Origin of the sequence: Proteus sp. G2626, assembly GCF_009915985.1 — a bacterium.
In the GTDB taxonomy this organism is placed as follows: domain Bacteria; phylum Pseudomonadota; class Gammaproteobacteria; order Enterobacterales; family Enterobacteriaceae; genus Proteus; species Proteus vulgaris.
This window is the reverse complement of sequence record NZ_JAABNH010000009.1, coordinates 111,393-138,201: the sequence shown is the minus strand read 5'-3', so window position 1 is coordinate 138,201 and position 26,809 is coordinate 111,393. Positions and strand designations below refer to the sequence as shown.

Here is a 26,809-nt window from a genome sequence, read left to right as displayed (position 1 = left end):
GCGTAGGAAGGTAGAAGATTCTACAAGGTTTATTTATAAGGTAATAGCGCAAATAATGTTTATCTGGCAAAAAAGATATTTATATGGTTTATTCATTGATAACTAATCACTATTATCATTAAGAGATGATTAACGTTAAAGTCAGGGGAATTAATGAATACTAAAATAAAAGTAGCGATTGTAGGTTATGGCAATATTGGTCGATTTGCATTAGAGGCTGTTCAAGCGGCTCAAGATTTTGAATTAATAGGTGTTGTTCGTCGTGATATTAATAATATTCCAGAAGAACTGCAAAATATTACCGTGACTAACGATATCAAAACATTAGGTAATGTTGATGTTGCGCTCTTGTGTTCACCGACACGTGCAATTAAAGAGTTAGCTAAATCTATTTTAAGTTTAGGCATTAATACAGTAGATAGTTTTGATGTTCACAGTGAAATCGTGTCATTGAAAACAGAACTAGATGAAGTCGCGAAAAAACATGATCGCGTAGCTGTTATTTCTGCGGGATGGGATCCGGGTTCTGATTCCATCATTCGAACTTTAATGTTAGTCATGGCGCCAAAAGGGATCACTTATACAAACTTTGGCCCTGGTATGAGCATGGGGCATAGCGTAGCAACCAAAGCTATTGATGGTGTAAAAGATGCGCTTTCAATGACTATTCCATTAGGGACTGGTGTCCATCGTCGTATGGTTTACGTGGAGTTAGAAGCTGGGACAAATTTTAATCAAGTAGAGCAAGCGATTAAAGCTGATAGCTATTTCTCTTCTGATGAAACCCATGTTAAGCAAGTCGATTGTGTCGATAGCTTAAAAGATGTTGGGCATGGTGTTCATATGACTCATAAAGGTGTTTCGGGTAAAACGCATAATCAATTATTTGAATATTCAATGCGTATTAACAATCCTGCATTGACGTCTCAATTTATGGTCTCAGCGGCAAGAGCTAGTATGAAGCAACGCGCGGGTGCATATACGGTTATTGAGATCCCACCTGTTGATTTCTTAGCGGGTGATTTAAATACATTAATTGCAAAATTGGTCTAATTTTCATTAGTACTTTCTGTATAAAATATTGCCCACATAATGTGGGCAATATAGGTTAACGCTTAGGCAAACTTGATGATTTTGAATTAGCGTTTAATACTTTTAAATTCTTTGGTCGTTGCGGTTAATGCCACTTCTGTTGGTAAACGTTCCATTGAACTTGCACCATAGAAGCCGTGACAATCAGGGCAATTATCTAAGATATATTGTGCATCTTCTGGCGTTGCAATTGGACCACCATGACAAAGCACAATGACATCAGAACGCACAGCTTTAGCGGCTTTTGCCCAGTCATTAATTAAAGGAACACAGTCCGCTAATGTCAGCGCGGTTTCTGCACCAATGTTACCGCCAGTAGTTAATCCCATATGTGGCACAATAATATCTGCGCCAGCCTCAGTCATTGCAATGGCGTCTTCACGACTAAAGACGTAAGGTGTGGTTAGTAGATCTTTTTCGTGAGCTAGACGGATCATCTCCACTTCAAGCCCATATCCCATACCCGTTTCTTCTAAATTCGCACGGAAATTACCGTCAATTAAGCCAACAGTTGGGAAATTTTGTACACCGGCAAATCCTGTCGCTTTGACATCATCTAAAAACTTATCAAAGTTACAGAATGGATCGGTGCCATTTACTCCTGCAAGTACTGGGGTATGTTTAACAACAGGTAAGACTTCTTTTGCCATATCCATCACGATTTCATTAGCGTTACCATAAGCTAATAAACCTGCTAAAGATCCTCGGCCTGCCATACGGTAACGACCTGAGTTATAAATAACAATAAGGTCTATACCACCGGCTTCTTCACATTTAGCAGAAAGGCCGGTGCCTGCACCACCACCAATAATTGGTTCATGGCGCGCGATCATTTCGTTGAATTTTTTTAGTAATGTTTCACGTGAATGAGTCATTCTTCTTTCTCCGTGGTTAACAAATAAGTTCCTGGTGTAAATCATAAATTTGCTGAGTAAACTCAGCTGAGTTTATGTGATAAGGACTGATGACTAATTGACGAGTCTCTGTCTCTTTAAATGTTGTTATAAATGCATCAAAAAACGCTTGATTTGCTTTTGGATCCCAAAAAGGACCCCCTTCAATATCCAGAGCAGAAAAACCGCCCTGTGGTAATACAAACCGTAATGGACCTTCACACTGATTCATTTTTTCAGCGATCCAAATACCCAATTGACGGTTTTCCTCTGGTGTTGTGCGCATTAAGGTGACTTGTGCATTATGATGATAAAATTGACGCCCTTTATACTTCTCAGGAACACTAGAAGGGCGACCAAAATTCACCATATCTAATGCACCGCAAGAACCGATATAAGGGGTTTTAGTACGGGCGATTGCACCAAAACGATCTTCATCACAAGCAAGTACACCATCAAACAAGTAATCACATACTTCGGTTGTGGTAAGATCTAACACACTATGAAGTAGGTGACTGTCTGCCAGTTTTTCCATGGCTTTACCGCCACTTCCTGTTGCATGAAAAACAAGGCAGTCATAATTATTTTCAAGTTTTTTTGTGAGTTGTTGTACACAAGGCGTGGTGACACCAAACATCGTTAGTGCTACCGCAGGCTTATCAACAACATGTTCTTCTTGGTAAAAATAAACAGCACCAGCGATTTGATTCGCTGCATTTCTTAATACCTTGCGAGAAATGCGATTTAAGCCGGATACATCCGTAACGGAGTACATCATTGAGATATCACTTGCGCCGATATAGCCTGAAATATCGCCAGACGCCATCGTCGATACCATCAATTTAGGTACACCAATTGGCAAAGATTGCATTGCTGGTGTAATCAGTGCCGTTCCCCCTGATCCGCCTAGCCCAAGAATGGCTAAGACATCATCTTGGTGAGTTAAATAGTGTTCAAATGCGATTGACATTGCTTCTATTGCTTTCCCTCTGTCGCCACAGAAAACAACTTCTGGGCCATTGGGGTGAAAGCGTGCAACTTCAGCTGCTGTGACATCAGCTTCTCTTGCTAATGCCGTGGGTTTTGTTGTCAAATCAACTGTTTTAACAGGAAGGCCTGCTTTTTTAATTAAATCACTGACATAAAAAATCTCAGCACTTTTAGTATCAAGCGTTGTGGCAATATAAATAGAACCAGCATACTGTTTCATAAGCCTTCCCATACCTTTTATGATTATCGACGAATAGATTATAATCATAATGAGACTTGAGTTTCATTTATCATAGCACCATTTTGAGACACCTGTCTCATAATTTTTATTTTTTGTACGCTAAAGGTCGATAAGGTGTGATTAATCACCTAAAGTAAACGTCAAGTTTTGTGAGTATTTAGCTTAAGGTAAGCTAGGCATATATAAGTCAGACATATAAAAAAGTAGAAATAACGAAGGATTTTTTATGAGTTACAGTGATGAAACGGATGCAATGTCCGGTACACGAAAAAGGACCCATCAATTATTGGTGACAACAGCGTTGGGGCTTTTCGAGCAAGGGATGTTACCGACAGTGTCGGAATTAGCGGCACATGCAGGTGTTTCGAGAGCAACCGCATATCGTTATTTTCCCACACAAAGTGATTTAATTAGTGCTACAGTTGATGCAAGTTTAGCACCGATCATTGCATGGACGCCAACTCCTGAAGATAATACGCAACAGCGTATTACTAAATTGCTCGATCTTGCCTACCCACAAATGTTTAAACATGAAGGTGCACTGCGTGGTGCATTACAAGTTTCATTACAGCAATGGGCAAAAGAGAGACAATCGAGTGAATACGCAGAAAAACGATTTATTCGCGGTCATCGTAAAGAGATCCTACTCAAAGTAATTGAGCCTTTAAAAGCACATTATCCTCAAGAAATGTGGGATAAAGTGATTAAATCATTCTCTTTGATTTATGGTTCTGAAGTCTTTTTAGTAATGAAAGATATCTGGAAAATGGATGATCAACAGGTTATTGATATGACTCAATGGATGGCAAAAGCTATCCTAAATCAGGCAAAATCTGATTATCCCGCAGATAACGATTAATTATTTGAATAAATCGGTTAAAATTGTATAAATCATTTACGTTTTAGCTATTGCAGGGATCGTTATGTCACACAAAACAGAAGACCAAGAGTGGCTGGTAGAACAACTACAATTTATTGCACAAGGCATTGGTAAAACATTATCGCCTTTTTGTGAAGTTGTACTTCATGATCTAACCGATAGTGAAAATACCATTATGGTCATTGAAAATAACCTATCAGGTAGAAAAGTTGGGGACAGAGCAACTGAGCTGGGAATGGCGCGTATTGAATCGTCAGATTTCCCTCAAATAGTGGCTAATTATCCCAATCAGTTCCCTGATGGTAGAACAGCAAAAAGTACTTCTATCGGTATTAAAGATAAGCAAGGCAATTATGTCGCAGCGTTATGTTTAAATATTGATATTTCAATGATCAAAGGATTACAAATGGTACTTAACCAATTTGCGACCCTTGAAGAAGGTAATGACATTATTGAAACCTTTAGTTCAGTGACTGAAGATTCGCTGAAAAAACGTATTGATGAGTTTTCTGCGACTTATTCGGTCACTCCAAGAGCATTAAAACCGCATCAACGACGCGAATTGCTACTGTGTTTACAGGATGAAGGTTATCTTTCACTGCGTAAGGCAATGGAAATTACCGCACAATACCTTGGTGTTTCAAGAGCGACCGTGTATAACGATTTAAAAGAGTAGTATTTTTTAAGTATAATGATTAGTCATTAATAAAGAATAAATAAATTTTTTTAAAAAAAGATATCATTTATTGATATCTTTTTTTATTTATATTTTTTTAGTTTTATAATATGTCGTATTTTTATTAAAAGTGGTTAACTGATTACTATTGTGTGATTTTTATAAACATAAAAAAAGGAGAAGAATAAAATGAGTGATAAATAGTTTAATTAAGTATTTAGGTGAAAATTATGAATGTAAATGGATTGAAGAGTTTTGATGCAAGAATTTCGTTTTCAACTAGTCGTGTTGTTTTTGATAACGATAAATTAACTATTACGAAAAATATAAAAAATATAAAAAATATATCTAACACAACGACAAAGTTTAACTTTGTCAAGAAAGTATTTAATGCAATGAGAAAATTTTCTACGCTATTAATGATGAGTCAAAGCGGGAGAATGGGAATAGAAAATAGAAAAGGAAATATTGTTAGATATACAGATGAAATGAATATTCTAAATAGCAGATTTAATGAATGTTTTGAACTTCAAAATGAAAATTCAAAGGAGTTAAAAAATAAAGGCAATGAATTGGATTCATTGATAATAAATAGAGAAAATTTAAAGTTAACATTACTTAATAATGATATATTTAATGAATTTATACATAACGAAAAAGAGTTGGAATTGATTTTAAATGATCCTGAAAAATTAAAGGAATTAATAAATAACAATGAGAGTTTTAAAAGTAAAATAGATAATGATGAAAAAATAGGAAAAATAATAAAAAATTTTTTAAAAAGTAATAGAATAGAATTAGAAAAAAATTTAGAAAGCGCTATTGATTTAAAAAATAAATTAATAATAGAGGAAAGAAAAGTAGATCATTTTTTATCTTTAATAGAAAATGAGAATGTATCCTTCAACGATAGATATAGTTTTTTTAACTACTTAAATGAGTTAAAAAGAGCAGAGTCTTTTTGCCAACAATCTGGAAATCCTAGTGATGAGCAACTTGCTGATGTATTTAAAAATATCTTTGAAGAAAGAATTTCAAGAGTAAAAGAAAGTGATGTTAAAAAAATATATAGTGAAGTAATAGACACTTATCATTATGAAACCTTTTTTTTAAAAGAAAATAAGAGCATTTTAGCTAATTTTTCCTCCAATAATGAGAAAGAGAAATTTCTTTCTAAAATTAATTTCTTAGTTTCCATCTCAGAGAGTCACCCAGATATATTGAATAATCTTTTTGATCAAAATATCTCTGATAAATTACATGATATAATGCATACAATACTTAATGAAGAATATCATGACTCTGGAGTGAATATTTCTTATTTTAATACTAAGAATACTTGGATTAAAGAGTACATGAATGAGTTTTATGGGAGTGAAAGAAAAATAACAACTCAAAGTGTAGGTACAAATACTGAAAATGAAAAAATAACTCAAAGTGTAGGTACAAATACTGAAAATGAAAATGAAAAAATAACTCAAAGTGTAGGTACAAATACTGAAAATGAAAATGAAAAAATAACTCAAAGTGAGGGTACAAATACTGATATTCAAGATGTAGATAGTTATAACAATAATGCTGTTTATTCTAATGAAAAATCTCATGATGGAGAGGTTTTTTTTGAGATTGAAGGCTTAGATTCCATTTTGAAAGAATTCAGCACTGAATTAAAGAATAGGGATATATCTAATTATAGTCAATTCAATGATGCTATCAAAAATATGTTGGATAAACTTTCTGTTTTGAGTGATGTTATTACGGAAACTCTTGAATCACCAATAGTAGAAGAAAAAAAATTATTGGTCTCAGTAGAAAATATGGAGATTTTTTCAAAGACTATTTATTCTATTCAACAACAACTAGTGTCAATTAAACCTGATTACGCTTCTGGATTAGGTAACATCAATAACTTTTATCCTGAAATTCAGCGTTCAACAGAGGATATTTCTGATGCATTTGAGAATATTATCAATATAATAACGCCATCTCGTGGTAGTGATTCAACAAAATCTGAAATAAAAACATTATTGAGTCGTGTTTTTAATAAAATAAATACGTCTAAAATCGTTTTAAGAAAAGAAATGCTGAATGTTGCTATAGAATTATTTGATAAACTAGTTAAAGAATCAGAATCTAAACTAACGGATGATTTTTCTGAGGTAAAAGGGAAAAAAAACACTGTATTAACTAATAATAAGATTAAATAAATAGATGAATATATACCAACGTTGGGAAGGCGTATTCGTATTAATAATAAAGTAGCATCAAATAATAAAGTAGTATCAAATAGTGATTCAAAAACAAACAGCGAGCTTTCAAAAAGTAAATCAAAAGAAAGATACAATGCTATCAATAGGTCGATTGATAATGTACTTTCAGATATTAAGGAGCTTATTGAAGGTAATGATAAAAAACCAGTGATAATCAAAAATATTTCCTTAAATAATATTTTTTATCACTAATCGGATAATTTTCTAACGTGCCAAATATCTCAAATCCCTGCTTTTGGTAAAAAGGCAGGGCTTGAAAGCTAAAGGTATCGACCTCAGCATATTTGGCGCCTTTCTCTTTTGCTGTGTTTTCCATTGTTTGCAGTAATTCTGTACCTATGTTTTGTCCACGATAGGCTTTATCTACCCATAAATAGCGGATCCGTAGCCAATTTCCTAAAATATCCCCCGTGATCCCACCTATTTTTTTACCGTTCTCTTCTTTAAAAACAGCAAGTGGAGTGTATTGCTCCATCTGAATATAATGAAGATTGTGGGTTAGCAATCCTTCATAAATTTCATTGATCTCATTCGGTGTTGGATTTGTGGTAATTTTTAACGACATAATTGGCTCTTAATATTAATAAAAATAATAATTACATTATCACTATTTGGTTATTAAATATTTATATAAATGCTAGGATAAAACAATAATTAAAAAACTGGATAACACAACATGTCGTTTTTAAAAACTCTGCCTGGTATTCTATTTTGTGCATTAATAGGCGGTGTTCTTACCCTTTCAGGTTTACCCATGGCACTGATGTTTGGGCCAATTATTGTCGTTATTATCGCTTATCGCTTTAAATGGGAGCTTGCGGTTCCTAAGCATACATTAACCTTTATTCAGCTTACTTTAGGAACCTCGGTTGGTTTAATGTTTAACCAAGTTCATTTAGGTAGTGCTGATAATTTAATGATTTTATTACTCACTCTTGTTGTTTGTTTAGCTATTCAGTTTTTTGTTAGTTATTTTTGGTTCTATCGTCATATTGGTTGGACGAAAGAAGAGTCAATGCTTGGTGCTGTGCCCGGCGCGATGGCTGCTATTCTAGCATTAACTGATCATACGAAAACACCTCCTCAAAAAATCGTTATTTCTCATACCATCCGTTTAATGGTGCTGATTATTATGGCGGGTTTTATTGTTGGAGCAGATAAAGCCAATATGCCTGAGTTTGCTATACCCGAAATGACGTTGATTTCATTGTTGTGGTTATTATTGATTGTGGCTTTAGGGCTAGGTGCGGGGCTTTTATTGCAGAAAATCCGATTTCCAGCTCCTTTTATGTTGACTTCATTAGGCAGTGCGATATTAGTTCAATCGTTTGTCAGCGAACCTATTGCTTTTCCTATGTTACTTAATGAGTTGAGCATGGTTTTAATTGGTATGAATATTGGTGCGCACTTTGTTGTTTTTCCACTTTCATCACTAATTAAAAATGCTTTTTCTTCTGTACAAGTTGTTATTATTAATGTGATTTTAACGGTGATTGTAGCGTATGGGGCTGCCTATTTAACGGGAGTGCCTTGGGCAACATTAGTATTAGCATGGGCGCCGGGAAGTATGGAAGCCATGACCTTTGCTGCAATAACGATGAATGTAGATGCTGCTTTTGTGATGTCGAATCATATTTTTAGAATGCTGATTATTCAAAGTATTCCTTCTATCGCTCTGTATTGGAATGAATATAGACAGAAGAAAGATAGCTAGCACAAAGAAGAATAAAGAGTAGGAAAGCAAATCAGCTTTTTTGATAACCTCTATTTAGTTGCGTGATAGTGTTTTTATTAAATAAGCAGACTATTTTAAGAGGTTATCTTATTCTATCAATCCAATTGTGACTTAATAGAGGCATTAATAGTTTAATAAACTGAGAGATTTATTAGCTAGCAATTGGCATTTTTTATTGTGTGATACTTCAATACCTTTTAGATCATTGTAGCTATCTTCATTTAATTGGCCCATTGGCAATGTCGAGTAATTACTAACATCCCATTGTTGCGAACGAGAAAAGACCATTAAGGCTCTTTCAATTTTAGATTTTGATATTTGCTCATAACCACAATCTTTATTTAAAAAAAGGTAGATGGCGGTTAAATCTGCCAAGTCTTCTGCTTGTGTATAGGTTAATGCTTTTGCACTTGAAGAAACGAGCATAAAAAAAGAAAGCGTTAACGTGCAGAACAAGGCGAACATTTTTTTCATTAGGTATGCTGTTCCTTTGTGTGATGATTTAGCAAGTTTTGTTATTTGGCTTAATGTAGTTAAAAGTTTTGCAAAGACCCGCTATTTTGTTGGGTTTTAAATTGACCTTCCAGTAAGGGGAAACTTTAGCATCGGTAATAGGTTACAAGGCTTTTTTATTCGTCTTATCTCAATAAAGACAGAATAACTTGTTTTTATTCAAAGGAATATATTATGCAACGTCGTGAATTTTTAAAATTAGGCGCAACATTGAGTGCTGTAACATTATTGCCGAGCTGGAGTCGTTTTGCGTTCGCCCAAAGTAACACGCCTTCATTGGCTATTCCACCTCAAATTACGCCTGATGCTCAACAAAAGATTGTTCTTAATATTCAACAAGGTGTTTCCCAATTTATTCCCAATGCAAGCACAACCACATGGGGTTATAACGGCAGTTTATTAGGTCCCGCTCTGAAACTTAAACGAGGCCAACCAGTCACTATTAATATCAATAATAAATTGCCAGAAACGACAACGGTTCATTGGCATGGTCTTGAAATTAGCGGTGAAGAAGACGGTGGCCCACAAGCAATGATTGAACCTGGGAAATCTCGTACAGTCACTTTTACACCAAATCAAGCAGAATCTACGTGCTGGTTCCACCCTCATACTCATGGCGTTACGGGACAACAAGTCGCTATGGGATTAGGCGGATTGGTCATTATTGAAGATGATGAAACCGCAAGCCGTAAATTGCCAAATCGCTGGGGTGTTGATGATTTGCCCGTTATTTTACAAGACAAGCGTTTAGACAGTGATGGACAAATCGATTATCAACTCGATGTTATGAGTGCTGCAATTGGTTGGTTTGGCGATATGATGTTAACTAACGGTGCAATTCAACCACAACATATTGTGCCAAAAGGCTGGATCAGATTACGCTTCTTAAATGGTTGTAATGCGCGAAGTTTAAACCTTGCCACAAGTGATGGTAGACCAATGTATGTTATTGCTAGCGATGGAGGGTTGTTAGCGGAACCTGTCAAAGTGACTGAATTGCCGATTTTAATGGGTGAGCGCTTTGAAGTTTTAGTGGATACGTCTGATGGGCGTGATTTTGATATTGTTACTTTACCCGTACGCCAAATGGGGATGGTTTTAGCGCCATTTGACAATGTACTCCCTGTGTTGCGTTTATTACCATCAGCAGAAAAAGGGCAAGGCTTATTACCTGAGCAATTAGCACTTATTCCAGCATTACCAACACTCAGCAATCTTTCAACGCGGACATTACATTTACGTATGGATATGCGTTTAGATATGCAAGGTATGATGCTATTAACAGAACGTTATGGTGATAAAGCATTAGCGGGCATTCATCATGGGATGAGTCATATGCGACAAGGTAACGGCAGTGGCATGATGGGCGGTGGGATGAATTGCGGTCATGGAAATGGTGATTTAGATATCTATAATGCCAATAGTATCAATGGTATTCCATTCTCAATGACTGAACCTGCATTTGATGTGAAACAAGGCGTTTATGAGCGTTGGGTTGTTTCTGGTCGTGGTGACATGATGCTACATCCATTCCATGTTCATGGTACACAATTTCGTATTTTATCTGAAAATGGTAGAGCACCAGAGAAGCATCGCCAAGGTTGGAAAGATATTGTGAAAGTTGAAGGACAACTTAGCGAAATTCTTGCAAAGTTTGACCATTTAGCGACAAAACAGCACCCATTTATGGCACACTGCCATTTATTAGAACATGAAGATACGGGGATGATGGCAGGATTTACCGTGAGTAAATAATCTATCACTATAAAAATTATTAATATCAGTAAGATAAATTGATAAAGAGCACAAGATTAATATTTTGTGCCTTTATTTTCATTAAATCAGATCATCGCATGATGAGGGAAGTTCTGGTACAATCGTTTGCTTTCCCCGTTAACCCAATCGAAATTAATCATGAAACATATTGTTGATGTCATGATCTCTGAAGAAGAGATCAAACAGCGTATTGCTGAGCTAGGTCGTGAAATCACAGAACATTACCGCCCACGTCAAGGTCAACATGATCTTGTCTTAATCGGCTTGTTAAAAGGTTCTTTTATTTTTATGGCAGATTTATGCCGTGAAATTGACGTGAACCATGAAGTCGATTTTATGACTGTATCAAGTTACGGTAATGGGATGACGTCAACGCGTGACGTTAAAATCATTAAAGATCTCGATGAAGATATCCGTGGTAAAGATGTTCTGATTGTTGAAGATATCATTGACTCAGGTAATACCTTAAACCGCGTTAAAGAGATTTTAAGCTTACGTGAGCCTGCTTCTATTTCTATCTGTACTCTGTTGGATAAACCCTCTCGCCGTGAAGTAGATGTACCCGTTGAGTGGATTGGTTATTCCATCGAAGATAAATTCGTTATTGGTTACGGTATTGATTACGCACAGCGTTATCGCCATCTGCCTTATATTGGGCATGTAACATTATTAGATGAGTAATTATTTGTTGACTTAAAATAGAAGTGAAAAAACCCGCTTTAGGCGGGTTTTTTATTGAATAGAATGTGTTTATTAACGTGGATGACTTAATTTTGCCATTGCTTGACGATAAGAAAGTTCAAGCTTTTCACGGCTATCTGAGGTGACATCGAGATCGTGCAATTCACCATTATTTAAACCATAAACCCAGCCGTGGATCATCACTTTTTGCCCACGTTTCCACGCGGCTTGCATTATAGTAGAGTGACCGAGGTTATACACTTGTTCGATAACGTTGAGTTCACAAAGTAGGTTTAACCTATCTTGTGGGGCAAGTTCACCTAACATTGAGCTGTGCTTGTACCAAATATCGCGGATATGCAGTAACCAGTTATTGATAAGTCCTAATTCAGTTCCTTCAATGGCCGCTTCAATGCCACCACAGCCATAGTGTCCACAGACAATAATATGCTCAACTTGTAATACATCAACCGCATATTGGATCACTGAAAGGCAGTTTAAATCGGTATGGATGACTAAGTTTGCTACATTACGGTGAACAAATAAGTCACCCGGTGCTGCATTGATCAATTTTTCTGCTGGAACGCGGCTGTCTGAGCAACCAATCCATAAAAAATGAGGCTTTTGACCTTTACAGAGATCTTTAAAAAACTGAGGGTTTTCTTCAGTAACAGATTCTGACCATTGCTTGTTATTGGCTAACAGTTCTTCAATTTTTCTCATCATGACGTGACTGCCTGTAAATTCGGTTTCCCACCATTTGCGCTGACAGTACGCCAACACGAAATAGCTCTTGTGTTATTGTTGGATGCGAGAGATCCATTAAGAAAGGGTATTTTTATACCATTACTTTTGAATTAATCAGAGGGCTTTTTAAAGCCAATTGACAGATAATTGTCTATATTTTTTCGCTTTCAAATAAGATAGATCTTTTTATAGCATTTGTTTAATGAATTTATCAATACATTCTTTGATGTAAATCAAATGTATAAAAAGATAACTGTTTGTTAATCTTGTCATTGTCTTATTCGAAAAACAATTTCCATAAACATTATATAAATAAATCTTATGTTTATGTTTTTAGCTGTTTTTACTATGGTGAGCAAATTGATATGCAAATCTATAATCATCATTGATTGGGAGCGATAAATAGCGAGATGATATCTATCAGTCAGATTGAGGAACAAGGGCAATAATTTTATTGCTATCAGTTAGGCTAAATGATTGCATCAAGGGATGAATGGATTAAGACATTAGGAATATAAGCAAGAAATAACAGTACAGAGTATCTTAGCCGTTTATTTTTGCTTACACTGAAATTTATTTTTATTAACTGTAATAGTTAAAATAAATTTATTTATTCATTTGTGTCATGAGCTCTAAAACGGTTTATTTACGGCCCGATTTTCTCTAGAATATCTTATTCCATTTTGATTTTATTGAACTAAGTTTATTTTCTAATTCGAAGCGTGTGAGCAATACGTAGCATTAGTAAGACTTAGTTGAATAGCTACTTTCTGATTTCAGCTCAGTTAATGCTGAATAATGCTGTTGATAAAAGGTAATTCCCACTTATGACGTATGCATTGGAGTTAACGGAGTTAACGAAAACTTATCACAATGGCGTAAAAGCGCTAAAAGGAATTAATCTAACCGTTGAAGCGGGTGATTTTTATGCTTTATTAGGCCCAAATGGTGCAGGAAAATCGACCACTATTGGTATTATCAGCTCTTTAGTTAATAAAAGCAGTGGCAAAGTCAACGTCTTTGGCTATGACACCGATACCGATATGGTTAATGCAAAACGCCAGCTAGGATTAGTGCCACAAGAATTCAATTTCAATCCTTTTGAAACCGTATTACAAATAGTCCTCAATCAAGCTGGTTATTATGGTGTTCCACGTAAATTAGCATTAGAGCGTGCTGAAACTTATTTAACCCAGTTAGATTTATGGGAAAAACGTGATGATAGAGCTCGTTTTTTATCTGGAGGAATGAAGCGCCGTTTAATGATTGCTCGTGCATTAATGCATCAGCCAAAATTACTTATTCTCGATGAGCCAACCGCTGGTGTTGATATTGAATTACGTCGCTCAATGTGGACGTTTTTAAAACAACTAAATGCTGAAGGGACAACGATTATTTTAACGACGCACTATTTAGAAGAAGCAGAAATGTTGTGCCGGAATATCGGTATTATTCAACGTGGTGAATTAGTTGAAAATACCAGTATGAAAAATCTATTAAGTAAATTAGAGTCTGAAACTTTTATTTTAGATCTCGCGCCAAAAAGTCCATTACCTGAATTACAAAATTATCAATATCGATTAATGGATACTTCAACATTAGAAGTCGATGTTAAAAGAGAACAAGGCTTAAACAGTGTTTTTGCTCAACTTAATGCACAAGGCATTCAAGTGTTAAGTATGAGAAATAAAGCCAATCGCCTAGAAGAATTATTTGTTCATTTGGTTAATGAAGAGCATACAGTAGAAGGAGAGAGGGAATGATTCAGCTGTATTGGGTAGCCCTCAAAACAATTTGGATTAAAGAAGTCACCCGTTTTGGTCGTATTTGGGTGCAAACATTAATTCCACCTGTGATAACCATGTCTCTCTATTTCGTTATTTTCGGTAACCTAATTGGTAAACGAATTGGCGATATGGGGGGGGTTGATTATATGCAGTTTATTGTTCCTGGCCTGATTATGATGGCCGTAATAACAAACTCTTATGCCAATGTTTCCTCTTCATTTTTTGGCGCCAAGTTTCAGCGTAGTATTGAAGAGTTATTAGTTTCGCCTGTGCCCACGCATGTTGTTATTGCCGGTTTTGTTGGGGGTGGTGTTGCTCGTGGTATTTGTGTTGGTATCTTAGTGACTTTAGTTTCACTGTTTTTTGTGCCATTAGAAATGCATTCTTGGACAATGGTGGTGGTGACATTACTGATGACTTCCATTGTTTTTTCTCTCGCAGGATTATTAAATGCAATTTTTGCGAAAACCTTTGATGATATCAGTATTATCCCAACGTTTGTTTTAACACCATTAACTTATTTAGGAGGGGTGTTTTATTCACTTTCACTCTTACCTGAATTTTGGCAAGGCGTGTCTAAATTAAACCCTATTGTGTATATGATTAGTGGTTTTCGTTATGGTTTTCTGGGCATTACGGATGTCTCTTTAACCGTAACGATTAGTGTTTTGTGTCTTTTCATTGCCGTGTTTTACGTTATTGCATGGTATTTAATTGAAAAAGGCCGTGGTTTAAGAAGCTAATCAAAAAGCAAAATAGAAAGTGATAAAAGTTGGAAATCGGTGTCTTATTTAGAGATACCGATTTTTTTTAGCCATTTTTTCAGCATAAATGTTAATTTTTCTTTAATTTAATACTTTGCTATTAACAAAATGGTTTTTCTTGTTTAGTATACTAAACACTTTGATAGGGGATAGAAAGGATATGTAATGACAACGGCAAGCCAAACAGGCAAAGCGCCTGAGGCAATCTCTCGTAATAAGCTTTTATGTATCGCTGGTATGGGCTGGACTTTTGATGCAATGGATGTGGGGCTACTTGCTTTTTTGCTCACCGCATTAAAAGAAGATTGGGGATTAACAGCATCACAATTAGGTTGGATTGGCAGTGTAAATTCAATTGGAATGGCGGTTGGCGCTTTCGTGTTTGGCATTATTGCCGATAGAAAAGGGCGAAAACCCGTCTTTATCTTTACTTTATTGCTGTTTAGCTTAGGGTGTGGCTTAACTGCATTAGCAAGCTCTTTGATGGTTGTCCTTGTTTTACGTTTCTTTATTGGAATGGGATTAGGTGGGGAATTACCCGTTGCTTCTACACTTGTCAGTGAAAGTGTTGAAACGCATGAGCGAGGCCGTATTGTTGTTTTATTAGAGAGTTTTTGGGCTGTCGGTTGGTTAATTGCGGCTTTGATTGCTTATTTTATTATTCCTGATTATGGCTGGCGTATGGCGATGTTATTAAGTGCATTACCTGCGGTATATGCTCTTTATTTACGATCAAAATTACCTGAACCAACCTCATCTCATATTTCACAGAAAAAAACACGTTTATCGATTCGCCAATCAATGGCATTAATTTGGTCACCCCAGTATCGACGTTCAACGCTAATGCTGTGGATCTTATGGTTCTGTGTTGTTTTCTCTTATTACGGTATTTTCTTATGGCTACCAAGTGTGGCTATGTTAAAAGGCTTTAGTTTAATTAAAAGCTTTCAATATGTACTTATTATGACCTTAGCTCAGCTACCTGGTTATTTTACCGCTGCGTGGTTAATTGAACGCTATGGGCGAAAGTTTGTGTTAGTCTCGTATTTAGCAGGAACCGCCGTGAGTGCCTATTATTTTAGTGTGGCAGAGACCACGACAACGTTACTTGTGTTTGGCATGTTGTTGTCATTCTTTAATTTAGGAGCTTGGGGAGCCTTATATGCTTATACACCAGAGCAATACCCTGATGGAATACGCGCAACAGGTGCAGGAACAGCAACAGCAATTGGGCGTATTGGCGGAATATTAGGGCCTTTAATGGTAGGATATTTAGTCCAATATCAATTTGAAATAAGTTCTATATTTCTTATTTTCAGCTTTTCTATTGTGATTGGGATATTGGCAGTGATGTTATTAGGTAAAGAGACAAAGAATAAACCACTTAACTCAATTTAATTACACTTTGTGTGACTAAAAATACAGAAATCCCCTTACTTGTAATATGATAGCGATTAAGAATTTTATGAAGAAAGGGGATTAATCATGTCTCATTATGATGAAGTGGTTAAACAGGTTGATGATGCTATTGCAACAACGAGTATTGAAACCATGAATGAACTTTTAGTTGAATTAGGCAAAGATAAAACGATTGAATATCCACTGCGTTATGAGCAACAAGAGCGTTTACGCACGGCTATTTTTCATCACGGTGAAAAACAGCGTTAATTGGATTGTCGCTAAGAAATAAGCATTAAAAAAGCGTTTAACCGTTTTAATAAACAGGTGTAAACGCTTTTTTCTTTTTACTGCATTGTATCAATACGGATCAAAAAGTCTTTTTACCTTCAAGTACTGCAATTCTATTTTCAATGGATGGGTGAGTTGAAAAAATAGAATCTCCTTTATTAAAAATAAAGGCCGCTTTGCGATAAGCTCGTCCTGTTGAACCATCTTCAAAATTTTCAGTGTCATGTTGTGCTGAAATTTTCTTTAATGCATTAATCATCGCTTGATTATCTTGAGTTAAATCAACGGCTACTGCATCAGCCATATATTCACGAGTACGAGATAAATAGAAATAGAGCACTTGTGTAATGATCGGTAAAACAAAGTTTAAAATAATTAAAATCAGTCGTGCTTTGCTTGCAGCATCATTGCTTTTACCCCCTCGGCTACTAGACGCAATATACAAACGGCTACCAAAGATATTCGTGACCGTTAAAATAACGTTAGCGAGTATACCGACATATAATGTTAATCGTGAATCACCATGAATAATATGCCCTGTTTCATGCGCTAATACGGCTTGCACTTCTTGACGATTCAGGCGATTGAGCAACCCTGTTGTGATACCAATAAAAGCATTTTTCTCAGACCAACCGGCAGCAAAGGCATTGGCTTCTGGTGTATCAAGAAGATAGAGTTTGGGTATATAGCCTAGTGTTGCACTTAAACTAAGCTCTTCAACAATATTAAGCAATTGGCGCTCTTGTGCATTTAAAGTATCATCTGGACTAATTAATCGTGCATTCATCCCTGTTAGCATGATTTTGTGCCCTTTAAAGTGGATAAAAAGAAGCAATAAAATCGAGATGGCTAAAATAATCAGTGAAGCAATGGGGAGAGACTGGAAAGTCAGAAATGCCAACATATTATCGGTTAGATTTAAGTCGGGATTTGCCCCAATAGCGGTATCCACTAGTAAACCAATGATGAGCATTAATAATAAATAAGTTGCTATAACCAAACGAGTTCGAATAGCATTTTTTCGTAGAACATTTCTGAAATCCATTAGTGACTCCAAACAGCACCGTTAAGTGCTGTTTTTATCAATCTAGAAAGAACAAATCTCTTTTTATTACGCTAAAATTAATCAAAATTAATGCGACGGGCTTCTTCTGTTTTAATTGTTTCTTCATCCAAGCGCCAGTACTCTTTATCAATAACCAGACTTGGGAAAATTTTGACGATAAACACCGCGGGAATAGCGGCAATAAAAGCGCGATATTGTTCTAAAGTACGGTTATAACCGCGTTTTGCAAAAGAGAGTTTATTTTCCGTTGAAACAATCTCTTCTTGTAAATTTGCCATAATGGTGTCGGATTTTAATTCAGGGTAATTTTCAACCGCAACATTAATGGCACCACTCGATACAATTTTTGATAATTCATCTTCAGCCGCTTTGGCTTCTTTGCCATTTGCACTTTGGGCTTGTGTTCTTAATTCAGTAATTTTAGTAAAGACTTCGGATTCATGGCTGAGGTATTTTTTGACAGTGGCTAATAAACTATCAAACACTTTGCCACGACGATCTAATTGTACTGAGATTTCAGTTTCACTTGAGATCACCGCTTCACGCATAGAGATAATACGGTTGTAATAATAAAAAATAAGACCCAATAACGCGATGGTAATAATTAATCCAGTCATGGTGAAGTGCTCTCTTTTTTAATAGTAAACAGGGAATTGTATTAAATCTTTGATGCTAATTTTGCCTATTATTGATAAAGATAGCTAGATGATTATTTCATCAAAAACAAAAAGAGTGTGAGTTAAAGTAAAATATAATGATATTAGTGAGATAAAAAATACCCCGAATAAATTCGGGGTAAAATTAAAGGTAGCGTTAGGGTAAATAAAAAGTATCAAGTGAAACATAGGGGATGAATCTGAGTTAAATAAGCATGTTAATGTGGCTATTTAACTCAGAGATAAACTATTTAGAACCAAGGCGCTTGCGCCATTACATTGCCATAAAACAGCATTCTTCCCGTGATTTCGCCACTAAATAGTATCAAAATGGCGGCAATAGAGAGCGAGATTTTGGTAAATGACGTGCTGTGAGACAAAGTAATAATACAGATACCAATAATCAGACTAGCAATCACTTGCCACCATAATAATAGACTTGCAACATCTGCTCCGGGCACTTGTGTTCTCATAACCAAGCCGACAAGAACTAATAATGTACCAACTAAGGCTCCTACTTTTAATGAGTTACTAATGGTTTTACCTTGTAAACGCAACCAAGGTATCATCGAGCCAAAACCAAGCAATAACGCTGTGCCAATAAAACTCATTTGTGTTGCCGGTGTATGCCAAAGAGGGTGAGTCTGCATTTGGTAATAGATTTGTGCTGTCACTAAAATAACAGGTAAACCCATTACGCCACAAAACAACCCAAGCAGACTATTACGGCGAATAGCATGAGGTTGTACCCAAGTGGCTAGCGCCCATAATGAAATTAAGCCATTTAACATCACAAAGGCAATTGCTTCGCGACTTAACCAAGAATGCGCAATACCTAATACAGAACGATAAGCACCAAGTGGATCACCTAAGTGTCCCATCGACATTGATGAACCCACAACTTCAATCAGCCAAATTAGTGCAATGGTTGTTCGTAATGCTTTGGAGCTTAACATTGCACCGTTTTGAGTTTGGTTTTGCCATTGATACAGTGAAAGTGCCAAGACCGCACCAATCCCCCATTGACTCATAACCGTAAACAGGACTAACGGCAGTTGATAATCATGCATGATTAATCCTCCATACCAATAATGACAATATTAGGATGACTAATGGTGTGATCGGGTACACCATAGCGTTTTTCTAATAAAGCCCAATTTGTCGTGTGTTTTTTACGTAGATCTTCAATTTCACCAAACTCAATGGCGCCAGTAGGGCAAGATTCAACACAACGGGGCTTCAGGCCTTCATCAAGTCTATCTGCACACATATTGCATTTACTCGTTTTTCCTTCTGCCGGATCGTAAACCGGAGCGTTATAAGGGCATGCCATGATGCACATTTGACAACCGATACATTTGTCATGATCTTGCACGACAATACCATCTTCACGTTTAGTATAAGTGTCAGCAGGGCACACTTTTAGGCACTGTGGATCGTCACAATGATTACAAGACATGGTAATAAAAGCTTGTGCATTGGGTTGGTCTTCATTGAATTCACGAACTCGACGCCACAGCACACCGGGGGGAGTCACGTTTTCAGATTTACAAGCCATTGAGCAAGTTCGGCACCCATAGCAATCTTTGGTATTTATTAGAAAACCATACTGTTTCTTCGCCATGATCATGCCTCCCGTCTTACGTTAACCAAGGTACTATTACAGCAATGACCATTACCTAAAGGTTCAACGTGGTCATTGGTGACATGGCTACTGCTTCCGCCTTGTTGTTCCCACCATCCATTATCTAATGAAACAACGCCTTGCTTAATATGCGTGGTCACAACGGCAATTGCGCGGTGCTCTCCTCGATCATTAAACGCGATAGCCCATTCACCGTCTTTGATTCCTCTGGCTAAGGCATCATTAGGATGGATAAGAATATTAGGTTGATTACGCTGCACTTCTAAGATCCACTCATTCATACCATGGCTAGAGTGAACACTACGAGCGAGTTTGCGTTGTACTGCCATCAGTGGATATTTTTTAGCGAGTTCAGGTGAGCCTTTTGTCGATTCTTTTACGGGATAATAGGTGACAATAGGAGAGAAGTTTTTATCCTGCCACTCTTCAATAAAGAAGTGTGCTTTTTTCGTTGAAGTACGGAAAACACCCTCTTTAAAGGGGATCCAATCGCCTTCAACTGGACGCACTGGGCCTTTTTCTAACATTTCACGAGTAATGCCGGAGCCTTCAAGACAAGCATCAATATAGTGTTCAATAGGTTGGTTGAACACGTCACCAAATCCAAAACGTTCGGCTAGACGAGCAAAGATCCAATAATCAGGTTTTGCTTCTCCTGGTGGCTCAACTGCTTTTTCCATTAATTGTACATATTGACTACGAACGCCAGCCATTAAACTAGTATCTTCAAAAATAGTGGTAACAGGGAGTACAAGATCGGCATAAAGTGCAGTGGATGACATCAAGTTATCAGCGACAACAACAAAAGGCACTTTTTTCAGTGCATTACGCACCATATTAGTGTTAGGAAGTTGCGTCATCACACCCATGGTCATGATCCACCAAAAATTAATTGGGTGTGGTCTTTCATTGACAATCCAATCACCGACTTTTGCAACAGGGATAGGCTTGATGGGTTTTGTATTAGGTGCTGGTGGAATAATTGGACTAAATTTCGCCATTTGACGAGCACCACCAGCATCACAAATTCCAGCGCCTTTTTTACCGATATTGCCGGTTAATAAGGCGAGATAAAACTGGCTAGCAGCAACATAAGCACCGAATTCTGTTCGTTGAGCACCGGACATATTTTGCACAATCATCGCGGGTTTAGTCGTGGCATAATCACGCGCTAAACGAATAATCGTTTCTTTCGGGATATCCGTTTCTTGACTGGTTTTTTCGACAGTCCAAGGTTGTGCTTGTTGATAAATCTGCTCAAAGACAGTCACATAATCAGCGTTAGCAGGTAGTTCATCATGCGTTAACGCAGGGATAATATTCGGTGTGTCATGGTGAACAAGTTGCTGACTTAAAGTATCAAAAACTAGATAACTATCTTGATCATCATCAGATTGACGTAATAGTTTTTGTTGTGAGTTAACAAGGTAAACAGCACCCGTATGCGCACGTAAAAAAGGTTTATCAGTGAGATTTTCTTCAATGATAATTTTTATCATACCTAATGCAAGTGCCGTATCAGTACCAGGAATGATAGAGATCCACTCATCGGCTTTAGCCGCAGTTTCATTAAAGCGAGGATCAATAACCACCATTCTGGCACCATTTCGGCGAGCTTGATTGTAGTTTTTAAAATAGGCTTGCATGGTGACAGCCGGATTATTCCCCCAGCAAAGAATATAGCGACTGTCTTTTACAGTATCACGTGTATCAGCATAACGTAGGCCGACCATTGGGATCATCGCCGCGGTTACCGCAGAGCAACAAAGAGAGCCAGCTTGTTTTGTTGAACCGCCTAAGTAATCAAAAAAGGCCTTACCCATATCATTTTTAATTGAGTCCATATTGCCCGCATGAGTGGAGATAAACAGTCCCTCATTACCAAACTTATCAATGGTTTCTCTAATATTTTTTTCAATGAGATCGAGCGCTTCATCCCAACTAATGGGTTTGAACTCTGCTTTTCCTTTTTCACCAACACGTAATAAAGGTGTCGTTAGACGATCTTTATGATATACCCATTTAGTTCGACTCATGCCACGCAAACAGCATTTCACATTAAAGCCTTCGGTGGCTTCAATTTTGATGAGTTGTCCTTTATGTGTAAAAGCTGTTAGGTTGCAGTGTAAACATTCCATCGCACAGGTTGAACGAAAGGTTTTATATTCGGATAGTTTGATCCGTGGTTTCTGGTTAAATATGGGTTTATTTTCATTAGCTAGACTGAACACGTTAGGGGAAAGAGCTGCCACACCAATGGCACCCATTCCTTTTAACAATGCTCTTCTATTTAATTCCCATTTTTGATTTTTAGACATAGACATTCTCACGCACAAGAAAAGTTAACTATATATAAACTCAATTCATATATAGTTAACATTGAGGTAGATCATCTAAAAACAGACAAAGAAAATAATCGATAGAAAATGATTAAAAAGCCCTATTTAAAATAAGGTTTCAGTGAAATAAACTAGTAAAAATGACTAAAAAAGAATAATGAGATATCGTCATAAAAAAAAGTAAATAACGAATAGGTGTGGGAAAAATAAATGCAGAATTCTCAAGGAGTTAACTCGGTTGATATTGCTATTACTATTCTTGAATTTATTGCTTCGAATGGAGGTATTGCCCGATCGTCAGATATTGCAAAAGCCTGTTCGCTTTCAAAAAGTCGCTTACATAAATATTTAGTTTCACTTTGTCGCTCTGAAATGTTGTATCAAGAGTGTGAAGGAAGCCAATATTGTTTAGGCAGTAAAATTCTCTTTTTAGCGCAGGCGACGCCAAAGCCACAATCCTTTTTAGATGAAATAAACCAACTATTATGTGAGTTTAGAGATGAACATAATATGTCTACAGGATTAGTGGTTGCACAAGGTAATAAGCTATTTTTAACACGATATAATCGCAGCTTTAAACATGTCGATATCGATTTTCTACCCGATACGCCTGTACCTTATAAAATTAGTGCCGCAGGCGCTATTTTTGCTGTTTTTAGTGATTTAGAGATAGATGCAGGCTTGTCAGAAAAACAGAAAAATACGATCCGCCAACAAGGTTTTGCTATTCGCCATGAGCCAGCTGATGGTATTCCTGGTGCTCAATCTATTTCATGCCCCGTGTTTAGTAAAAAAGGAAATATGGTTGCGGCAGTATTAACGATGGGTTTTATTGAACCTGATAGGCAAATAGAGCTTGGTAATGCATTAAAAGCAAAAATGACATCTTTTTCACATTAGCCAAATAAAATCATGATATTAGGCACTTTGCTTTGCCTGCCAAAGTGCCTAATATGCAGAGAAGAATTAATCAAATAGCCCTTTTGCAAGGGTATCACCTTGGTGTGAAATACCGGGTAATACAAAGTAGTATCCACCACCAAAAGGCTTTATATAGCGCTCTAAAGGTTCACCGTCTAAGCGTTTTTGGGTATCAATAAAGCCTTTTTTAAGGTTATTTTGAAATGAGATAAAAATCAGCCCCATATCTAGTTGACCTGAAGGTGTTAAACCTAATGAATAGCTGTAACTGCGTCGGCGTAGTTTTGCACTGTAACGCTCTGGATTTCTTGGTTCAGCTCTTCGCATATGAGAATCAAACAGCACTCGGTCGCCATGAGGATCTTTTTCAAACTGTGGATCGTCCATCTCTTGCTTCATACCTATTGGGGCACCTGTTGATCGATGACGACCAAAGTTATTCTCTTGATCTTCAAGAGGTGTTCTATCCCAAAATTCCAATGCAAACCGAATAAGACGCACTGCTTGATAGCTTCCGCCTAAACACCATTGCGGCTCTTTTTGTTCTTCCGTGATCCAGACTAGCGAGTCCATCAAGCTATTATCAGATGAAGGCGCGTTGCCTGAACCATCTTTAAAACCAAAAAGGTTAATCGGTGTTTGGTGATTATCAATATCACGAGCAGGAAGAAAACCATCAATTTTCCACACAGCATAAACTTGACCAGAAAGGTATTTTAAAATATCTCTTAACGCATAAATGACGCTTTCTTGGCTATTAGCACAAAACTGGAGTAGAACATCGCCACCACACCATTTAGGATCAAGTCGGTCATTAGGAAAGGGTTTCATGGGTTCTAAGCGTTTGGGTTTTTTAGGTTGGAAACCAAAACGATTATCAAAAAAGCTATCACCTAACGCGACAGTGATGGTTAATTCATCTGGGTGTAATTGAGTGCCCAGAATACCAGATTCAGCAGGGGGAAGATGAGGGTTTGTTCTCTGCTCTAGTTCACGAGGTTGTGTTAAAAATGCAATTCGTTGTGTCAGAGTTGCGAATATTTTTTTCACTTCATCAATAGTCGTGACCGTTAGATTAAGTGCAATAAAGGAGGCATGTTTTTGTTCTGGTGTAATAACACCGGCTTGGTGTTTACCTAAGTATGCAATAGCACGCTTATAGCGCGGTATTGATACTCCATGAGTTGAGGCTTCTGTTTTTGCACCAATACTTGCCAGTAATAAGCTCCCGCCTAGCCATTTTAGCGTCGTACGTTTTTTCAGGTTAACGGGCATTTTTATTAATGATTTAACGAGATTTTTATTTTTCATCACTTGTTTCTTTATAGTGATAGTAAACATCAATATCGAGCATGCTACGTAAATTTGCCACTTGCTCTGCTAATTGCGTTACTTGAGAGAAAAGCCAACTTCTTTCTGTTTTAGAAAGTGTATTCAAAGGTTGAAATAAACCGTCATCACGCTGATATTTTAAAAGCAGAGCACCAATATCATCATATTGCTTGATCAGAGATTGATATTCAGTGGAGGGAATATGCTCGGATAAGATCTCCACAATTAAGCGTGATCCAGATAAATTTGCATAACTATCACCCAGATCGCTATTTGAGTATCGGTTTTCGATCCCGGCTAATTTATCCGTTAAAATAAACTCTAAGTTATCACCCGCCGATTGGACTAATTTAGGAATGGGAATATCTTCAATAGTTAAACGTTTCTTTAAATCACTAATGCCTCTTAATAACGCTTTTGCGGACTCTGTGGTTTTTTGTGTGTCTTTTAATTTAAAGAGTTGATATTCAACTAAATGAAATCCTGAAAAACGAGGTGAATTCTCTCTTTCAAGAAAGAAATCAGCTCGGTTATTTAATAAACGTTCACTTGATCCAAAAAGCGCAATAATAGGGCGGATGACTTCATAATGATAATGCGCTTGTTGATAAGCATTTTGAGCATTAATAAGCTGATTTTTTTCGCTACTTACTATTAACTTATTGAGCGCTTTTTCAACTTGGGTTAATTGCTCAACGGCCTTTTCTCGATATGTTAAAATATCGGTTTTAAATTTTTCAGGAGTAGGAATATCTCCTTTTGCTACGATGATATTTTCGCTATTTTGAATAATACCTTGAATGATTTTTTCAGCGTAAATAGGTAGAGAAAACAGCAAAAGAAAGAAAAAAATAGCCATGTTTTTACTTTTAAATTGTGTGTTATTTAGCATATTTAGCACCTCGCTTAAATAACAGTGCAACAACCACCCAATACACAATAAATGTCACTACACTTAAACCAATGGGTTGAGAGCGATAAGCGAAGAATGAGACTAAGAAATTACCAAAGACACTTGAATCATCCAGAATATGGCTGATATCCCAAAGCGGATATATCAAGAAATCAGGTAATTCAAAATCTATTTCAATGAGTAGATTTGCAATTTCTTCTACGGCTTTTAAGAGCAAAGAAACAGCAAGGAATAGCAGTAAAAAACCCGTTACAGTAAAGAAATAACGCCACGAAATAACTTTTGACGTCAGTAAAAATAGCCATAGAGTGAATGCTGCAACAAATAAACCAATAAAGACTTCAATAAAGAAAGGCAGTGCTGTTTGTGCATTTAAGGCCATTATATGGCTAGATAAAAAGACCACAACCTCGCTACCTTCTCGGGCAATAGCGATGGCAATAATCAGTAATATTCCCCATGCACTTTGTTGCTGTGTCTTTTGTGTGAGCTCATTTTCTATATTGGTTTTTAATGACTTTCCTTGCCTATTCATCCAATAAACCATTTGAATAATAAGTACACAGGCGAGGATCTCCATGGCGATCATAAATAGAGATTGCCACACATCCTCTAGTGAGCTAAATACGCCATAAATGCTCAGCGCTAAGATAACAGCAAGAAACAGCCCTAATATAACGCCACTCCATAGGTATTTCATACCTTGTTTTGGCGTTGGAGAGCGTTTTATCCACGCATAAATAATGCCAATAACTAATAGCGCTTCAAAACTTTCTCGCCACACAACAAACAGAACTTGTCCCATATTTACTCTGCCTTTTCAGTTGCAACAATTTCACCGTGAGGGTGAGAAAGGTGAAAATCATCAAAGAAGGTATAACGACCCGGTTTTAGTGGCGCTATCACAATGACAGAATTTGCGCCGGGTGCTAATACTTTTTCTTTACGTAACTGTGTACTTTCAAATTCAACAGGGCTGGTGCCTGTATTACGGATTTTTATTCTAATGGGAGTTTTGGCAGGTACTTCAAGTACTTGAGGAATAAGTTCACCATCTTTCATTTCTAATTCAACGGTGTATTTCTCTGCAGCAAAAACAGAGCTTGTTATCATTAATAGCAGTAATAACGTGTATTTATAGAGATGTTTCATCATCAGCATTTCACTTAAAAAAAGAGAAAAAGGATAAACCCTGTTTTGTTG

Annotated in this window: 26 protein-coding genes; 12 read left to right on the top strand and 14 right to left on the bottom strand. The window is 36.8% G+C overall.

Going from position 1 to position 26,809, the window contains the following annotated elements:
- Nucleotides 1-153 precede the first annotated feature (153 nt).
- On the top strand, nucleotides 154-1,053 hold the full coding sequence (locus GWJ05_RS05075) for a diaminopimelate dehydrogenase (protein ID WP_161681138.1): 900 nt from the start codon (nucleotides 154-156) through the stop codon (nucleotides 1,051-1,053).
- 86 nt (nucleotides 1,054-1,139) lie between these two features.
- Here GWJ05_RS05075 and GWJ05_RS05070 read toward each other — a convergent pair whose 3' ends face one another.
- Both GWJ05_RS05070 and GWJ05_RS05065 read right to left on the bottom strand, forming a co-directional pair.
- Entirely contained in the window at nucleotides 1,140-1,967 is an 828-nt protein-coding gene (locus tag GWJ05_RS05070; RefSeq protein ID WP_036932835.1) for a phosphoenolpyruvate hydrolase family protein, read from the bottom strand.
- A 16-nt stretch (nucleotides 1,968-1,983) separates the two neighbouring features.
- A complete protein-coding gene (locus tag GWJ05_RS05065) occupies nucleotides 1,984-3,195 on the bottom strand; it encodes a Tm-1-like ATP-binding domain-containing protein (protein ID WP_036932833.1) in 1,212 nt (403 codons plus the stop codon).
- A gap of 247 nt (nucleotides 3,196-3,442) precedes the next feature.
- Here GWJ05_RS05065 and GWJ05_RS05060 point away from each other — a divergent pair, with 247 nt between their 5' ends.
- From GWJ05_RS05060 to GWJ05_RS05050, 3 genes are all read left to right on the top strand, one after another.
- Entirely contained in the window at nucleotides 3,443-4,075 is a 633-nt protein-coding gene (locus GWJ05_RS05060; protein WP_036932832.1) for a TetR/AcrR family transcriptional regulator, read from the top strand.
- A gap of 64 nt (nucleotides 4,076-4,139) precedes the next feature.
- The gene (locus GWJ05_RS05055) at nucleotides 4,140-4,772 is read left to right on the top strand and encodes a helix-turn-helix transcriptional regulator (RefSeq protein WP_006535016.1); all 633 of its coding nucleotides are present in this window, start codon (nucleotides 4,140-4,142) and stop codon (nucleotides 4,770-4,772) included.
- A gap of 230 nt (nucleotides 4,773-5,002) precedes the next feature.
- Complete coding sequence (locus GWJ05_RS05050) at nucleotides 5,003-6,979, top strand: hypothetical protein (RefSeq protein ID WP_161681136.1); 1,977 nt, start codon at nucleotides 5,003-5,005, stop codon at nucleotides 6,977-6,979.
- A 217-nt stretch (nucleotides 6,980-7,196) separates the two neighbouring features.
- On the opposite strand, the gene GWJ05_RS05045 is transcribed toward GWJ05_RS05050, so the two are convergent.
- On the bottom strand, nucleotides 7,197-7,607 hold the full coding sequence (locus GWJ05_RS05045; RefSeq protein ID WP_036932828.1) for a GNAT family N-acetyltransferase: 411 nt from the start codon (nucleotides 7,605-7,607) through the stop codon (nucleotides 7,197-7,199).
- A 111-nt stretch (nucleotides 7,608-7,718) separates the two neighbouring features.
- On the opposite strand from GWJ05_RS05045, the gene GWJ05_RS05040 reads away from it, so the two are divergent.
- Nucleotides 7,719-8,756, top strand: coding sequence for an AbrB family transcriptional regulator (locus GWJ05_RS05040; RefSeq protein ID WP_036932827.1), 1,038 nt, complete (start codon nucleotides 7,719-7,721; stop codon nucleotides 8,754-8,756).
- Nucleotides 8,757-8,900: 144 nt separating this feature from the next.
- On the opposite strand, the gene GWJ05_RS05035 is transcribed toward GWJ05_RS05040, so the two are convergent.
- A complete protein-coding gene (locus tag GWJ05_RS05035; protein WP_161681134.1) occupies nucleotides 8,901-9,251 on the bottom strand; it encodes a YacC family pilotin-like protein in 351 nt (116 codons plus the stop codon).
- Nucleotides 9,252-9,464: 213 nt separating this feature from the next.
- Here GWJ05_RS05035 and cueO point away from each other — a divergent pair, with 213 nt between their 5' ends.
- Together cueO and hpt are read left to right on the top strand one after the other, a co-directional pair.
- Nucleotides 9,465-11,045 (top strand): multicopper oxidase CueO, encoded by a 1,581-nt coding sequence (gene cueO, locus GWJ05_RS05030; RefSeq protein ID WP_161681133.1) that lies wholly within the window; start codon nucleotides 9,465-9,467, stop codon nucleotides 11,043-11,045.
- Nucleotides 11,046-11,204: 159 nt separating this feature from the next.
- Entirely contained in the window at nucleotides 11,205-11,747 is a 543-nt protein-coding gene (gene hpt, locus GWJ05_RS05025) for a hypoxanthine phosphoribosyltransferase (RefSeq protein WP_036932823.1), read from the top strand.
- 72 nt (nucleotides 11,748-11,819) lie between these two features.
- Here the strand turns inward: hpt and can are convergent, their stop codons facing one another.
- Entirely contained in the window at nucleotides 11,820-12,473 is a 654-nt protein-coding gene (gene can / locus GWJ05_RS05020) for a carbonate dehydratase (protein ID WP_036932822.1), read from the bottom strand.
- 848 nt (nucleotides 12,474-13,321) lie between these two features.
- Here can and GWJ05_RS05015 point away from each other — a divergent pair.
- The 4 genes from GWJ05_RS05015 (at nucleotide 13,322) to GWJ05_RS05000 (ending at nucleotide 16,713) form a co-directional block, all read left to right on the top strand.
- A complete protein-coding gene (locus GWJ05_RS05015; protein ID WP_036932821.1) occupies nucleotides 13,322-14,257 on the top strand; it encodes an ABC transporter ATP-binding protein in 936 nt (311 codons plus the stop codon).
- Complete coding sequence (locus GWJ05_RS05010; RefSeq protein WP_036932820.1) at nucleotides 14,254-15,024, top strand: ABC transporter permease; 771 nt, start codon at nucleotides 14,254-14,256, stop codon at nucleotides 15,022-15,024. The genes GWJ05_RS05015 and GWJ05_RS05010 overlap by 4 nt, the downstream gene beginning before the upstream one ends.
- A 186-nt stretch (nucleotides 15,025-15,210) precedes the next feature.
- Nucleotides 15,211-16,443 carry an MFS transporter gene (locus GWJ05_RS05005; protein WP_036932819.1) on the top strand — a complete coding sequence of 411 codons (1,233 nt, stop codon included), beginning with the start codon at nucleotides 15,211-15,213 and terminating at the stop codon, nucleotides 16,441-16,443.
- Between the two features lie 87 nt (nucleotides 16,444-16,530).
- Complete coding sequence (locus GWJ05_RS05000) at nucleotides 16,531-16,713, top strand: DUF2526 family protein (protein ID WP_036932818.1); 183 nt, start codon at nucleotides 16,531-16,533, stop codon at nucleotides 16,711-16,713.
- A gap of 100 nt (nucleotides 16,714-16,813) precedes the next feature.
- Here GWJ05_RS05000 and htpX read toward each other — a convergent pair whose 3' ends face one another.
- The 5 genes from htpX to GWJ05_RS04975 all read right to left on the bottom strand — a co-directional run bounded on the left by htpX (nucleotide 16,814) and on the right by GWJ05_RS04975 (nucleotide 22,419).
- Nucleotides 16,814-17,779 carry a zinc metalloprotease HtpX gene (htpX, locus tag GWJ05_RS04995; RefSeq protein WP_103005049.1) on the bottom strand — a complete coding sequence of 322 codons (966 nt, stop codon included), beginning with the start codon at nucleotides 17,777-17,779 and terminating at the stop codon, nucleotides 16,814-16,816.
- 77 nt (nucleotides 17,780-17,856) lie between these two features.
- Nucleotides 17,857-18,417, bottom strand: a complete 561-nt coding sequence (locus tag GWJ05_RS04990) for a LemA family protein (RefSeq protein ID WP_036932815.1) — start codon at nucleotides 18,415-18,417, stop codon at nucleotides 17,857-17,859.
- Nucleotides 18,418-18,707: 290 nt separating this feature from the next.
- Nucleotides 18,708-19,526 (bottom strand): dimethyl sulfoxide reductase anchor subunit family protein, encoded by an 819-nt coding sequence (locus GWJ05_RS04985; RefSeq protein WP_036932814.1) that lies wholly within the window; start codon nucleotides 19,524-19,526, stop codon nucleotides 18,708-18,710.
- Between the two features lie 2 nt (nucleotides 19,527-19,528).
- Nucleotides 19,529-20,080, bottom strand: a complete 552-nt coding sequence (locus GWJ05_RS04980) for a 4Fe-4S dicluster domain-containing protein (protein ID WP_036932813.1) — start codon at nucleotides 20,078-20,080, stop codon at nucleotides 19,529-19,531.
- Nucleotides 20,081-20,082: 2 nt separating this feature from the next.
- Complete coding sequence (locus tag GWJ05_RS04975; protein ID WP_036932812.1) at nucleotides 20,083-22,419, bottom strand: molybdopterin-containing oxidoreductase family protein; 2,337 nt, start codon at nucleotides 22,417-22,419, stop codon at nucleotides 20,083-20,085.
- Between the two features lie 231 nt (nucleotides 22,420-22,650).
- On the opposite strand from GWJ05_RS04975, the gene GWJ05_RS04970 reads away from it, so the two are divergent.
- Nucleotides 22,651-23,340, top strand: a complete 690-nt coding sequence (locus GWJ05_RS04970) for an IclR family transcriptional regulator (protein ID WP_036932811.1) — start codon at nucleotides 22,651-22,653, stop codon at nucleotides 23,338-23,340.
- A gap of 66 nt (nucleotides 23,341-23,406) precedes the next feature.
- Here the strand turns inward: GWJ05_RS04970 and efeB are convergent, their stop codons facing one another.
- Genes efeB through GWJ05_RS04950 form a run of 4 tightly spaced genes read right to left on the bottom strand, consistent with a single transcriptional unit; the run spans nucleotide 23,407 to nucleotide 26,761 of the window.
- On the bottom strand, nucleotides 23,407-24,672 hold the full coding sequence (efeB, locus tag GWJ05_RS04965) for an iron uptake transporter deferrochelatase/peroxidase subunit (protein ID WP_036932809.1): 1,266 nt from the start codon (nucleotides 24,670-24,672) through the stop codon (nucleotides 23,407-23,409).
- Complete coding sequence (locus GWJ05_RS04960; protein ID WP_036932807.1) at nucleotides 24,662-25,585, bottom strand: EfeM/EfeO family lipoprotein; 924 nt, start codon at nucleotides 25,583-25,585, stop codon at nucleotides 24,662-24,664. Before GWJ05_RS04960 ends, efeB begins: the two co-directional genes overlap by 11 nt.
- Nucleotides 25,575-26,411, bottom strand: a complete 837-nt coding sequence (locus tag GWJ05_RS04955) for an FTR1 family iron permease (RefSeq protein WP_036932805.1) — start codon at nucleotides 26,409-26,411, stop codon at nucleotides 25,575-25,577. The genes GWJ05_RS04960 and GWJ05_RS04955 overlap by 11 nt, the downstream gene beginning before the upstream one ends.
- A gap of 2 nt (nucleotides 26,412-26,413) precedes the next feature.
- Complete coding sequence (locus tag GWJ05_RS04950; RefSeq protein WP_115370453.1) at nucleotides 26,414-26,761, bottom strand: cupredoxin domain-containing protein; 348 nt, start codon at nucleotides 26,759-26,761, stop codon at nucleotides 26,414-26,416.
- Between the last annotated feature and the right edge of the window lie 48 nt (nucleotides 26,762-26,809).